The organism is Corynebacterium provencense (genome assembly GCA_900049755.1).
Classification (GTDB): Bacteria; Actinomycetota; Actinomycetes; order Mycobacteriales; family Mycobacteriaceae; genus Corynebacterium; species Corynebacterium neomassiliense.
In genome coordinates this window covers 398,981-412,223 of record LT160593.1, presented here as the reverse complement: position 1 = coordinate 412,223, position 13,243 = coordinate 398,981, and the positions used below count along the sequence as shown (strand labels likewise).

Here is a 13,243-nt window from a genome sequence, read left to right as displayed (position 1 = left end):
GCAGACTCCATCAAGCCAGGCTACCTCTGGCTACCCAAGACCCGAGCATCATAGACGCCGACGTTATCGAGGGATCATGATCACATATTCCGCACAGCTGGATGCCATCGTCGCTGCTGTCCGAGCGATTCCTGAAGAGAACTTCACTGCCTATCGTGGCGGCTACCCGCAGGAGATCAGCACAGCCCTTATCGATGCGGTGTTCTCAATCCGAGCACGTTACGACTCGAAATTCCCTGGTAGCGGAGTGCGCAATCGAGTACAGGCCTTCCGCGAAGAACACGGTGACGCGGTCAATGACCTGTCCGCGTTGGTCGCCTTGGGTGCGAATCCGATAGCGCAGGTCATGGGTTCGTCTATGACCGGGGGGAGGTTGAAAGCAGAGGCAGTTGTCGAGGCGGCCGAGGGCTATAGCGACGCTGGGGTCAATACTGCCGATGAGCTGCGTGCCATCGACAGCGAGCAGGCGAAGCGCATCTATACTACTGTTCCAGGTCTAGGGCACGTGACATTCGAGTACTTCAGCATGCTCTTGGGTATCCCCGGAGTGAAGACTGACGTGATGATCAGGCGATTCGTTTCGAATGCGCTTAAAGTTGCCAACCTTGGGGATGTTGATGCGGCAACCGCACGGAAATTGATCATTGATGCTCATCGACAGACCGGCTTGGGTGAGAGTCTGACGCATTTTGACCATGCTGTGCGGCTTTCGGAGAGTCAACTGTCCGAAGCCTAGAAGGAATGCTCCATTGCCGCCGGAACCTGCTCATTCAAGCTCTTCGGTGGCGGCCCCAGCGACAAATAGTCTCTTCCCACGATCACAGTGCAGGCCGGAGTAACCGCACTCTGTCTCTGTCCACCAAGAGGAGTCCGCACCAGTTCCACCGTCACCGCTCACCCGCCACAAGTGCACCCACCACAAGTGTCCCCACCACCCGGGTCAGCACCTCCAGCCCCGCCGTCAGGTCCGCGTTCGTGGTGAACTCGCGTTCGCAGTGGGAGACCCCGCCCACCGACGGAACAAAGAGAAGCATTGTCGGGACGATGCGGTTCATGGAGACGGCGTCATGACCTGCCATGGTCTTCAGACGGAGGCAGCTGACCCCGGCGTCCGCGGCGGCTTTCTCCGTCAGCTCCACCCCGGCCCCGGGGAAGGGCACCGCCTCCCGCAGGTCGAAGTCCTCGATCTCCACCCCCACATCGTGGCGTTCTGCCGTGGTGACCAGCAACGGTCTGAGAGTCTCCCAGGCCCGGACCAGCCGTTGCGGGTCAGGGGAGCGAAGGTCCACGCTCATCGTCACCTGCCGGGGCACCACCCCCGGCACGTTGGGCTCCACGGTGAAGCGTCCCACCGAGGTGACCATCGACCCCTCCGGAGCGTCGGCGGCGATCTTCCGTACCGAGAGCACCATCTCGGACGCCGCGGTCAGGGCGTCATGGCGGTCCCCCATCAGCGTGGCCCCGGTGTGGGACTGTTCGCCGTTGACGGTCACCCGGATCTTCCGGGTGCACCAGTTGCCCGTGACCGCGCCGACGGTCACGCCGGACCGTTCGAGGCGACGCCCCTGCTCAATATGCAGTTCCGCGTAGGCGACGGCCGGCGGCATGACGTCTGAGCCACGGCACCCGGTGGCGTCGAGCGCTTCAGCCACGCTGACACCGTCCCGGTCCGTCACCGCGAGCATCTCCTCCAGCGACCGCTGGCCGACCGCCACGGAACTGCCCATGAGAGAGGGCTCGAAGCGTGACCCTTCCTCGTTGAACCAGTCCACCACCGTGAGATTGTGCACCGGTACGGTGAGGCCGGCGGTGACACGCGAATGCACCGCGGCAGCGGCATGGAGGGACGCCACGACTCCGTACGTCCCGTCAAACCGTCCGGCCAGGGGCTGACTGTCCAGGTGGGAACCGGTGAGCACGTGCCGTGCCCCGGGAACCCACCGGTAGGACGCGAACTGGTTCCCGATGGCGTCCACGGTGACGGTCATCCCCATCTCCGCGGCCCGTCGCCGGAACCATTCCCGCACCGCACCATGCTCCGGGGTGCCGGCCTGACGGTCGATCCCGCCCCCTGCCGTCGCACCGAAGGAGGCGGTGTGGTGGAAGTCCGAAAGGAACGTCGGTGAAGGTCCGCCCGTCACTGTGCCTGCACCCCGCCGAGATCCGGTGTGGTGCCCGCCCACGGTCGGACCGATTCATACGCCCGGGCAGCGGCCAGGACCTCGACATCCCCCCGGTGCCGTGCGGCGATCTGGAGACCGACCGGAAGCCCTGATGCCGTGAACCCGGCCGGCACGGTGATCGCCGGCGTGGTCGTCATGTTGAACGGGTAGGTGAACAACCAGCGCAGCAGCTGCGCCTGCAGGGGTTCGCCCTCCAGCCAGGAGGGGGCGAACTGGTCCAGCGGGAACGCCGCAGAAGCGAGGGTCGGGGAGACCAGGAGATCGAAGTCCGCCATGAAGCTGCAGAAGATGTCGTACATCCTGGACCTGGCCACCTGGGCGCGGATGGCGTCCACCGCCGGCAGTGACCGGGCCGCCGCGATGATCTCCAGGTAGTTGGCGTCCACCTTCCCCTCCCACTGCCCCCAGTCACACAGGTCGGTGTCCAGGCCGATGCCGGGCACCCAGATCCCGTCCCACATCGCCTGCTCCGGACAGTCCCATTCCGGGGTCGCCTCCGTGACCGTCGCACCGAGCTGCGTGAACGCCTTCACCGCCTCCCGGCACACCGCATCCACCTCAGGGTCGACGTAGCCCACGTGCAGGTCCGGTGAATAGGCGACCGTCATACCCGTCATGTCGGAACCCGCGGCGCTGACCGCCCCGGGGTAGCTGGCCGTCTCCTTCGGCAGGCTCATGGGGTCGGAGGGGTCGAATCCGTTCATCACGTCGAACATGACCGTGGCGTCCTCCACCGTCCGGGCTATGGGGCCGTGGAAGACGTAGGTGGAGAACTTCCCCGCGACAAGGGTCTGCGGGATCCGCCCGAGAGAAGGTTTGAAACCCACCACCCCGCACAACGCGGACGGGATGCGGACCGAGCCCGCCCCGTCCGCGCCCTCCGCCAGGGGCACCATCCCCGCGACCTGGCTCTTTTTCATATCCAGAGGAATCTAAGCGACAGCCACAACAGCGCCGGAGGCAAGATCTACTGCTCGGCGAGCAGCAACGAGTTCAGTGCGCGGATTGACAGGCTTGCGACTGACTAGCGGATGTAACCACGCTGCGCGGACCTACGCAAGACCATAGAACCCAAACCCCCCGGGCCGGGGCGCCGGTCGAAAGAGGGCGAAGAGCGGGCCCCCGGCCCACCGGGATTAAGGATGGGACCAGTAAATATCCCGGTGTTTTTTATAATACAAATCAAAAGTTTTAAATACCCGCACTCCGGGGCGTTCGTCAGACCGGTGAACAGTCCACCCGCCGCTCTGAGACGGGCGACGACGGTGGCGTCCTTCTCCCCGACATTGTCGGCGAAGGGGACGAGGGCATGGGTGTGCGGCAGTCCCGCGACCTCGGTGAGACACTTCACGGCGAAGGGGACGCCGTGGAGCGGGCCGAGCGGGGCGCCGGAGGCCTGCCTCCTGTCGAGCTCGGCAGCGTCCTTCAGGACGGTCTCGCGGTCGAAGCAGACGTAGGCGTTGATGTCGGGGTTGAGTCTTCCGATACGGTCGCAGGCGGCCTCCGCCACCTCCAGGCAGGTCAGACTGCCGGAGGCGATGAGGTCACGCAGTTCAGTCGCCGTCGTGCCGGCGTAGTCGTCGGGGTTCACTGTCATCCTCCACAGGTCAGGGTCGGGGTGGCGCGGCGGGTGCCGTGCGGTGCGGTCGCTTCCACGGCCGCTGCCAGGCTGAGCAGCCGGGAATCGTCCCAGACCCGCCCTGCCAGCGTTGCGCCCACCGGCATGTTGTTGTGTTCCATGGCGCCCATCGGGACGGTCACGGTGGGAATGCCCAGGTGACGTATCACCACGTTTCCGTTGGCGACCCAGATTCCGTTGCGCCAGGCGGTGTCGGCGGACCGGGGGTTCACGTCCGCGTCGGCCGGCGCGACCCCCGCCATGGCGGGAAATATCAGGGCGTCGAGTCCGAGGGAGTCCATCCAGTCCTCGAGATCCACCCGCCGGGTCTCCTCGAGCCCCGCCAGACCGGCGGGCAGGGAAGGGTCAAGTTCCGGAAGCGGGGGAAGCTCGGGATGGCCCGAGAGCAGGGACCTGATGACCGCCGGATAGTCGGCGACGTCATGCTCCTGGCCGGTGTAGCGGTCCGGGAGCGCCCCCCGGGGCGGCGGGAAGATGTCCCTGCCGTCGACCCGGGTGAGAGAGTGCAGGGAGGGGTCACCGTTGGCCCTGAGGAAGTCCTCCCACGACCAGGCGGAGAGAACCCCGGTCTCCGCGAGCAGGAACTCGCGGGACACCAGCCCCCGGGAACTGACGGTCGGTGCTCCCGGACGGTCCCCCTCGTACCTGGTCACGGCAGGGAAGTCCACCTCCACGACCTCGGCCCCTGCAGTTTCGATGTCCGCGCGAAGCTGCTCCCACAGCGCCGTCACGTCCGGGGAGGTGACGACGCGCTGTCCCATCGACCCGCAGATGCCGACCTCGTCCCGGTGGTCCGGGCCGGTCCCGGCCAGGGGATCGGCGTTGACGTACATCCGGGGGACGCCGAGCCTGGCTCCCTCCAGCGGGGTCGTGGACCGGTCGAGATCCGGGTAGCGGGCCGGACGCACCCGGGAGGCGGGGGGAATGTCGATCCACGGCTGGACCCGCCAGAAATCTCCCCGGGCGGTGGTGTCGTCGGCGACGAGGACGTCCAGTATCTCCAGCAGGTCGCCCACGCAGCGGGCATGGGGGACCACCACGTCCTTGGTCGGTACGAGCGGCCAGTTGCCGCGGACGGAGATCACCCCCCGTGACGGCGTGTAGGCGCACAGGGAGTTGCAGGACGCCGGTGCGCGGCCGGAAGACCAGGTCTCCTCCCCGAGGCCGAAGACGGCGAACCCGGCGGCGGTCGCGCTGCCGGACCCGTTGGAGGAACCCGAGGCGAAGGCGCTGGTCAGCCACGCCGGATTGTAGGGGCTTTCCGCGCGCCCGTACAGGCCGCGCTGCATGCCGCCGTTGGCCATCGGAGGCATGTTCGTCAGACCGAGGAGGACGGCCCCGGACGCGCGGAGACGTTCGACAGCGAAGGAGTCCCACTGAGCGACGAGGTCCCGGAACGCCGGGGACCCGGCGGCGACAGTGAGACCACGGACCATGTACGAGTCCTTGGCCGTGTACGGGATACCGTCGAGCGGGCCCAGGATGCGGCCCTCGGCCCTCCTCCTGTCGGAGGCCTCCGCCTCCGCGAGAGCGTCCGGGTTGTCGACCACGACCGCGTTGAGCGGGACCGTTCCCTCCGGGGTGAGGGTGGCGTCCTCCGGGCCTGACGCAGTCCCGGCAGGTCTGTCGAAACGTCGGATTCGGTCGAGGAAGGCCGACACCAGTCCGACAGAGGTCAGTGATCCGTCGTCGAGGGCGCGGCGCAGGTCCGCGATCGGCAGCTGGGTGGGGTCGGAGATCACACGGGGGTCCTTTCTTCAGGGCGGACGGTTGAGGGGCAGGGAAAGGAAAGTGCGGGGAAGGGAAAACCCGCCGGGAACAGACCTGGCGGGTGTCTCCTGTGAGGATCAGGCAGTCGGCTCAGCGGCCGCCACCGGTGCTTTCTCTTCTTCCCATCTCTTCCAGGGATTGTGCGTGGCGCCGAACAGGTGACCGTCCGTGCCGCCGTAGTACCCGCACTCCGGGGCGTTCGTCAGACCGGTGAACAGTCCACCCGCCGCTCTGAGACCGGCGACGCGAACCCGCCACCGGTGGCGGGGTACGCTCGCCACGTGCCACGGCGAAGAACTCCTCGACACGGGCCCTGTCCGCCTCGGTACGACCGGTGACAGCGGAGACCACCAGGAAGACCACGAGGTTCACGATCAGGCCGATGATGCCGCCGGTGACCGACCCCAGAGCAGGAATGTCGTCCGGGTAGATCCAGGTCAGTGCTGCGGCGATGACGAAACCGACGAGCATGCCGGAGATCGCGCCGTACTTGTTGCCGCCCCGCCAGAAGATGCCGAGGAACAGCGGCACGCTGAGCTGGACGATGCCCTGGTAACTCATCTGCGCCAGCAGCTGCATGCGCTCCATGTCCTTCGTCGCGAACGCGAGGACGGCGGCGAGGATCATCGCCAGGACCATGCAGATCTTCGAGACGTACGTCAGCTGCCTGTCCGTCATCCTCGTCGTCGTCCCGAACAGGTCATTGGCGATCTGCAGGCCACTGACCTGCACAGAACCGTCGATATGGCCCATCGACGCGGCGAAGACGATGACAACTCCCAGACCGAGCAGCCAGGTTCCGCCGTAGTCGTTCATGAGCGTGAACCAGCCGTCCTGCGGGGCTTCGATGATCCCCGCCATCCCGGCTGCCGCGATGCCCACGAGCATCAGCAGTGTGTAGAAGATCCCCGAGATGAAGATCGTGATCAGGGTTCCTTTCTTCACCGACCGGACCGAAGAGGCGGTGTAGATGCGCTGGAAGCTCGTCGGCCAGCACAGTGACCCGACGACACCGGTGAGGACAAGGCTGAACACGTACCAGGGACCGTAGGCGTCCCCGTCACCGGGGACGCGCAGGTACTGCTGTGCCACATGGCCGAGATCACCGAAGGACACCGGGGTGTCACCGATGCCCGCGAGCATCAGCACACAGATCAGGGAGGCTCCGCCGTAGGCGACCGCACCCTGGAAGACGTCGGTCATGATCAGACCACGCATACCCATCTGGACCGTCCAGATCTGCCGGACGACGATGGCCGCCAGGCCGATCATCAACGACGTCGTGTACCCCCAGTGACCGTTGCCGGCGACATCGAACAGTGCGGCGAGCGCCTGCATGACCGTGATGATCCAGGGGAACAGGGAGACCACCCCGATGACACTGGCGATACGGCGGACCCAGACGGAGTTGAACCTCTTGCCCATCAGGTCGGGCTGGGTCCGCAGACCGTACTTCGCACCCCACCGCCAGGCGCGGGTCGCCATGAAGTACATGAACGCGACACCGAGGGTGGAGTACGCCAGACCGTAGAAACCGAAGACCCCGAGCCCGGTCGCCAGGCCGAAGAAGGCGATGAACGTGGACCCCGGCCACCAGGAGTTGATGTAGGACCAGGCGATGTACCAGGGGCCGTAACTCCTGCCGCCGACCGCGTACTCGTTGAAGTCCGGTTCCCGGGACTTTCGTGTGGTGTAGAGGATGCCGACGACGACCGCGTAGAACGCGACGAGCATTCCGATCATCACGATCATGCCGCGATCACCTCGTCCAGCTCACCGCGGGCGTCCTCGTACATGTAGAGGAAGCACAGGGACACGGCGACGAGAAGTGCGTCGAAGATCCAGTAGACGATGGACAGCGGCAACCCGAGGAACAGGGTCTCGTTCCCGCTGAAAGAGAAGTAGAGGGGAGGGACGACGGCAAGTGCCAGAGCGAAGATGTAGATACCGACGAGGGTGCTCTTCACCGGCGTCGGGGGCAGAGAAGCTAAAGCGTTCTTCATGATGGATGACCTCGATGCGTCAGATGTGGTGTGACGTCCCTCCGCAACCGCTGACGGTTCAGGAGGGAACGTGGACATCAGCATCAGCGCCAACCATTACTGGCCTCCGGCCAACCGGGTAAAGATGCGTTAATTGGGTCAGTGTGGACCAGCGGGAAATGGGTGGTGCAGTTTCGCGCCGGGCCGGTCACTGCGCACCGTCAGACTGGTCCTGTCCGCCCTGAACAGGTCCACCGAGAACTCCACCGGAGCGGCGTCCCCGCTGACTTCCCCGACGGCGTCCCCGCTGACTTCCCCGGTGACGTCCCCGGTGACATCCTCAGCCCAGGCGCGCCGGGTGACCTTCAGCAACGGTGCACCGGGACTGACATGCAGGATCCCCGACACCGGTGCGGTTGCCGCCGTCGCCTCGATAATCTCCTCGGTCCGGCCGACCACGGTCCCGTACTCGCTCGCCAACAGCGCATACAGGGACGTCAGAGGATGATTCAGCAGTCCGGGGAAGCGCGGGGCAGGCAGGTAGGCATGCTCGAGGGACAGGGCCTCACCGTCGGCGAACCGGACCCTGAGCAGAGACACCACCGGACCGGAACTTCCGAAGCACCCGGCGACCGCGGGGGAAGGAGCCTCCAGTGCCGCCCGCACGACCTGCGTCCCGTCCCGGTAGCCCTGTTCGGACAGCATCTGGGGAATCCCCTTGACCTGGTTGAGGTCACGGAGCACCTTGCGGCGTCCCTCCCCGGACCCCGGCACATCCTCCGGAACCGGGGGCCCGGTGGACACACCAGTGAGAAACGCCCCACCGGCACGACCCCTGACCCGGTACAGTGCCCCGTCAGCCTGCATCGCGTCCAACACCCGGCGCACCGTACTCTGGGACGCCCCGAGCCGGAGGGCGAGATCCCGTTCAGACGGAAGCTTCGCCGTCCCGCCCGCACGCATTTCCTCGCACAGACGCGTCAGCGACTTCTCCACCTCATGTTGTGAGCTCATGGGACGACAGTAACGGCGGACCATACCTTTTGCCGGCCCATTTCGGGGTCCTGACCGGACCTTTACCGCCCTTTCACACGGGGAACCTGCACCAGAAATGGTCCCCGCCGATTCTGGTGTCAGCACTCACCAAGGAGGACACCACATGATCACTCTCAGCGGCAGGACAGCCCTCGTCACCGGGGGCTCCCGCGGCATCGGGCGGGCCACGGCCCTCGTGTTGTCTTCTATACCCCTCTAGGTGTGTATATGCGAGAGCCGGGAGATCACCCCGATGTCTCTGTTAATACGGCAGAGCTCTATGCGGTACAACCTCCTTTGCCTCACATTAGGGTCGGTGCGGAAATCAGGCTTATCTCGCCGAGGCGGGCGCACGGGTCGTCATCGCCGACCGGACCGACTGCTTCGCCGACCCGGACACCGCCACCTGGGCGGAGATCGTCAGACGCGGTGGCCAGGCAGAATCCCGCTACCTGGACGTATCGGACAGTGCGGCAGTGGACACCCTTCTCGCCGATGTCAGTGCCAGCCACGGACTGGACATCCTGGTGAACAACGCCGGAATACTGCAGTCCGGGGAAATCGCCGAAACGAGTGACGAAACCTGGAGAGAGCAGTTCCGGGTGAACGTCGACGGAACCTTCTACTGCATGCGGGCGGCAGTCAGGGCAATGCTCGCAGGCGGCGCCGGAACCGGAGGAAAACCCCGGGGAAAGATCGTCAACATCAGCTCCATCAGCGGTCTCCGCGGCAACCCCGGATTCGCCGCCTACTGCGCCGCGAAAGCGGCGGTGGTGAACCTGACCAGGCAGGCGGCCATCGACTACTCGCCGAGAGGGATCAACATCAACTCGGTCGCGCCGGGCTTCGTGGAGACCGACATGACGGCCCTGTACGATGCGCCGACCCGCGAAGCACTGGAGGGCCAGACCCCGAACGGCCGGTGGGCGGACCCACGCCAGATCGCGGAGGCCGTGCTCTTCCTCGCCTCTGACCTGTCCGACCACGTCGTCGGCGACATCCTCGCCGTCGACGGCGGCTGGCTCATCGGCACACCGGTGGTGACACGATGAACACAGAGACAGTCCGTGCGGCCTACCGGGACGGAAGCCTCACCCCGGTCGACGTCCTGGAACAGACGCTCACCAGGATCGACGAGGTCAACGACAGCATCAACGCCATCGTCTTCAGGGATGACGTGAACGCCCTCGCCCAGGCCGAGGCGTCCGCGGCACGATGGAAGGCCGGCACCCCGCTCAGCGTGCTCGACGGCGTCCCCGTCTCGGTCAAGGACAGTGTCCGCGCCGCCGGGATGCCCTGGCGTCACGGCACTCTGCCCAACCGGGGTCTCGACGCGGACACCGTGGACTCACCCCCTGCGGCGCGGCTCCGCGAAGCCGGTGCAGTCATCTTCGGCAAATGCGCCATGCCGGACTTCGGAATGCTCGGGGCAGGCGTGAGTTCCCTCTACGGCATCGTCCGGAACCCGTGGAACCTTGCGATGAACACCGGAGGTTCCAGTGCCGGGGCCGGTGCCTCGCTGGCGGCCGGCATCGGGTCGATGTCCGTGGGAAGTGACATCGCAGGATCCGTCCGCCTACCCGCCGCGCACTGCGGTCTCGCGGCACTGAAACCGACCCAGGGAAGGATTCCGCATCTCGCACCCAGCACCACCCGTTCCGCCGGACCGCTGGCACGCAGTGTCCGTGAGGTCGCTGAACTGTTCAGCGTCATTTCCGGGCCGGACGCCCGGGACCTGCTCAGTCTGCCCGGAGGGCCACTGACACCGGAACCGGTCGACACCTCGGACCGGACTGTCGCCGGGCTCAGGATCGGGCTCATCCTCGACATGGGGTACGGGTACGGGGTCCACCCGGAGGTCGAGGCGGTGGTCCGTGCCGCAGCCCGGACACTCCAGGACGCCGGCGCGGTCGTCACCGAGGTTCCTCCCGTGTTCAGCGCCGACCCCTGGCCGGCCCTGGACCGGTTGTTCCAGGTCAGGGCTCTGGCGGAATGGCTGCCCTATGACGGGCAGGGCCGTTCCGAGGTCCTGCCGCAGATCACGGACTGGTGTGCCGCAGCCTCCGGCCTTGCCGCGGCGGACCACGAGAACGACCTCAACGCTGTCGCCGCCAGCGCCGCCCACTTCGCTTCGGTGGTGGACAGTTTCGACCTCATTGTGTCCCCCGTCATCCCCGGGCTCGGCTTCGCCGCCGGAATGGTCGGACTCAGTCAGGATTCCCCGCTGGAGCACTGCTCGTTCACCTGCTGGTTCAACCAGTCGGGACAACCCGCCGCCACGGTCGGCTTCGGTATGAGCCACGGGGTTCCCGTCGGTGTGCAGGTCGGCGGTCCGAGGTTCGCGGACCTGCGTGTCCTCGCGGTCGCGGAATGGCTCGAATCCCGGCGTCCCGCCCCGTTCGACTGGCCGACCGTCCCCCGCGACCTGCCGGCCCTGACCCCGGACCTGTACGCCGCCGGCTACGGGGACGCCACGGTCACCGCCAACCCGGCCGACGCCAACCCGGCCACTGCCGGAGACACGCAGAGGAGCTGACCCGGTGGACACCACAGAAAACACGGACGCCACGGAGAACACCGTGCACCTGACCGTTGACCCCGCTCTCACCGCCCCGGCGCCGACATCCGCCAGCCCGCAGTGGTGGGGAGCGGACTCGGTACGTGCCCGGCTGCGGGACGTGGACACCGGCCGCACCGTCTTCCTCAAGACCATGACCCCGGCAGCATCCACCTGCATCGACATTCCCGGGAGCTTCGCGGTCGCCACCGCGGCCGGGGACGCGGGGATCGGCCCCCGCGTGCTCGACGCCGACCCCGGACGCGGTGAACTCGCGATGGAGGACCTCACCGACAGCTACCGCACCGCCTCCGTACGTGACTTCAACGACCCGGACGTCACCGGATGTTTCGTGGAGAAACGCCGGGCCATGTGGGACCTGCACGTCCCCGGGGCACGCCGGGCGGGGATCTTCGACGACATCCGCGCCCTCCTCGACAGATGCACCGCGGCCGGTGTCGCCCTGCCCACCGACCTGCCGTGGATGCTCTCCGTACTCGACGACGTCGAATCACGGATCACCGCGGCAGGAACAGACACAGTTCTGGTCCACGGGGACGCCAACGCCTCGAACCTGGCGGTCAACCGGGTCACCGGGGAAGCGAAACTGCTCGACTACGACTGGGCCGCCTACACCGACCCGCTGCAGGACATCGGCTCAGTACTGCTGGAGATGTCCGGCAACGACCTCAGACCCGAGGAGATATTCGAACTCTACTGGGGGTCCTTCGACCTCGGCCTGTACAGCAGGGCCATGTGCTACCGGGCGGCGGACGCCGTCCGCGGCGGCCTCATCGGAGCCTGGGTGGACCACTGTGACCCCGGAACCTACGAGTACTCGAAATTCTCGGACTGGATGTTCCTCTGGGCACGCGAAACCCTGGGGGAACGCCGGTACGACGACTTCCTGGAGGAGATGTCATGACCATCATCATCGACAGGCCGGACAGCCGGCAGGACCGTTTCCCCGGTGCCCCCGGTGCCCCGGGCGCTTCCGCGGACAGTGGTCCGACGGGTGACCCGACGGGTGCTCCGACGGTGGAGACCGCGGAGCGCACGGGAGTCCCCGAGGGGGCGAAACCGGTCGGCACCGCTGTCTCCCCGGCGGAGACGAAGGTGGAGTCCTGTATCGGCGATGTCGCCGAATGGCAGGGCCGGGAGATCCGGTACTCCCCGGTCACCGGCGGACTGCAGAACAGCAACTGGAGGATCGACGTCACCGGCGACCCCGTCGCCTACTTCCTCAAAGTCCCCGGGGAAGGGACCGAGGACTTCATCGACAGGGGAAACTCCCATGTCGCCGCCCGACGTGCGGGAGACCTCGGGATCAGTCCACGGATCGTGCACTTCGACCCCGCCACCGGGGTGGAGGTCATCGAGTTCCTGGAAGGCTACCGGGCGTGCACCAACTCCGACATGAAACGGTGGGAGATCGCCGAGAACGTCCTCCACCTCCAGAACCAGTTCCACACCGTGGATGCCCTGCCGTTGACGAAGACGATCTTCGACCTCATCGACGAGCACCTGGACCAGGTACGCGAACACAATGTCCCGCTCCCCGGGTTCGCGACCTCGCTGCTCCGGGAGTACGCGAATGCCCGGGAGGCGTTCCGCGCCTCCGGACTGGACATCGTCCCCTGCCACAACGACCCGATGCCCGGGAACTTCCTCATCCGGGACGGACAGCCGATGAAGCTCGTCGACTTCGAGTTCGCCTCCAACAATGAACGCGCCTATGACCTGGCGGTGACCTTCACCGAGTTCTTCTTCGATGAACCGACCGTCATCCGGTGCATCGAGGAGGTCTACGGGGCAGCCACCCGTGACGTCCTGTCACGGTGTTTCGTCGCCTCTGCGCTCGCGGACCTGAAGTGGGGACTGTGGGGCTGTGTGAACCACTCGCTCAACACCGAATGGGACTTCGACTACCACAAGTACGGTGTCTGGAAACTTGCCCGGGCCCGTGACCGGACGGCAGACCGGCGGTGGGGCCGCTGGCTCCACGCACTGTGACGACCCCCCCCGACCGGGCCACGACAACCGGGCTACGACAACCGGGCTACGACAACCAATGAAA

General features: G+C 66.3%; 10 protein-coding genes and 3 pseudogenes. 5 read left to right on the top strand and 8 right to left on the bottom strand.

What is annotated here, in order from left to right; translation table 11 throughout:
* The first annotated feature begins 76 nt into the window (after nucleotides 1-76).
* Entirely contained in the window at nucleotides 77-736 is a 660-nt protein-coding gene (locus BN3906_RS08340) for a DUF8548 family protein (RefSeq protein ID WP_066587067.1), read from the top strand.
* 151 nt (nucleotides 737-887) lie between these two features.
* On the opposite strand, the gene BN3906_RS08335 is transcribed toward BN3906_RS08340, so the two are convergent.
* The 8 genes and pseudogenes from BN3906_RS08335 to BN3906_RS08305 form a co-directional block, all read right to left on the bottom strand.
* Entirely contained in the window at nucleotides 888-2,141 is a 1,254-nt protein-coding gene (locus BN3906_RS08335; RefSeq protein ID WP_066587064.1) for a M20 family metallo-hydrolase, read from the bottom strand.
* Nucleotides 2,138-3,103 carry an amidase gene (locus tag BN3906_RS08330; RefSeq protein WP_078057301.1) on the bottom strand — a complete coding sequence of 322 codons (966 nt, stop codon included), beginning with the start codon at nucleotides 3,101-3,103 and terminating at the stop codon, nucleotides 2,138-2,140. The genes BN3906_RS08335 and BN3906_RS08330 overlap by 4 nt, the downstream gene beginning before the upstream one ends.
* A gap of 104 nt (nucleotides 3,104-3,207) precedes the next feature.
* Complete coding sequence (locus BN3906_RS08325; RefSeq protein WP_078057300.1) at nucleotides 3,208-3,780, bottom strand: amidase family protein; 573 nt, start codon at nucleotides 3,778-3,780, stop codon at nucleotides 3,208-3,210.
* Entirely contained in the window at nucleotides 3,777-5,564 is a 1,788-nt protein-coding gene (locus tag BN3906_RS08320) for an amidase (protein ID WP_066587051.1), read from the bottom strand. The genes BN3906_RS08325 and BN3906_RS08320 overlap by 4 nt, the downstream gene beginning before the upstream one ends.
* Nucleotides 5,565-5,720: 156 nt before the next feature.
* A pseudogene (locus BN3906_RS15475) lies at nucleotides 5,721-5,843 on the bottom strand (amidase family protein); the annotation flags it as partial.
* Nucleotides 5,844-6,063: 220 nt separating this feature from the next.
* Nucleotides 6,064-7,326: pseudogene (locus BN3906_RS08315) on the bottom strand (sodium:solute symporter family protein); the annotation flags it as partial.
* A 14-nt stretch (nucleotides 7,327-7,340) separates the two neighbouring features.
* The gene (locus BN3906_RS08310; protein WP_066589585.1) at nucleotides 7,341-7,595 is read right to left on the bottom strand and encodes a hypothetical protein; all 255 of its coding nucleotides are present in this window, start codon (nucleotides 7,593-7,595) and stop codon (nucleotides 7,341-7,343) included.
* 138 nt (nucleotides 7,596-7,733) lie between these two features.
* Nucleotides 7,734-8,588, bottom strand: coding sequence for a GntR family transcriptional regulator (locus tag BN3906_RS08305; RefSeq protein WP_066587045.1), 855 nt, complete (start codon nucleotides 8,586-8,588; stop codon nucleotides 7,734-7,736).
* Nucleotides 8,589-8,953: 365 nt separating this feature from the next.
* Here BN3906_RS08305 and BN3906_RS08300 point away from each other — a divergent pair.
* From BN3906_RS08300 to BN3906_RS08285, 4 genes and pseudogenes are all read left to right on the top strand, one after another.
* A pseudogene (locus BN3906_RS08300) lies at nucleotides 8,954-9,661 on the top strand (SDR family NAD(P)-dependent oxidoreductase); the annotation flags it as partial.
* Nucleotides 9,658-11,145 (top strand): amidase family protein, encoded by a 1,488-nt coding sequence (locus tag BN3906_RS08295; RefSeq protein ID WP_066587042.1) that lies wholly within the window; start codon nucleotides 9,658-9,660, stop codon nucleotides 11,143-11,145. The pseudogene BN3906_RS08300 and the gene BN3906_RS08295, both read left to right, overlap by 4 nt.
* A 4-nt stretch (nucleotides 11,146-11,149) precedes the next feature.
* The gene (locus tag BN3906_RS08290) at nucleotides 11,150-12,091 is read left to right on the top strand and encodes a phosphotransferase (protein ID WP_078057296.1); all 942 of its coding nucleotides are present in this window, start codon (nucleotides 11,150-11,152) and stop codon (nucleotides 12,089-12,091) included.
* Nucleotides 12,088-13,179, top strand: coding sequence for a choline/ethanolamine kinase family protein (locus BN3906_RS08285; RefSeq protein WP_078057295.1), 1,092 nt, complete (start codon nucleotides 12,088-12,090; stop codon nucleotides 13,177-13,179). The genes BN3906_RS08290 and BN3906_RS08285 overlap by 4 nt, the downstream gene beginning before the upstream one ends.
* The last annotated feature ends 64 nt before the right edge of the window (nucleotides 13,180-13,243 follow it).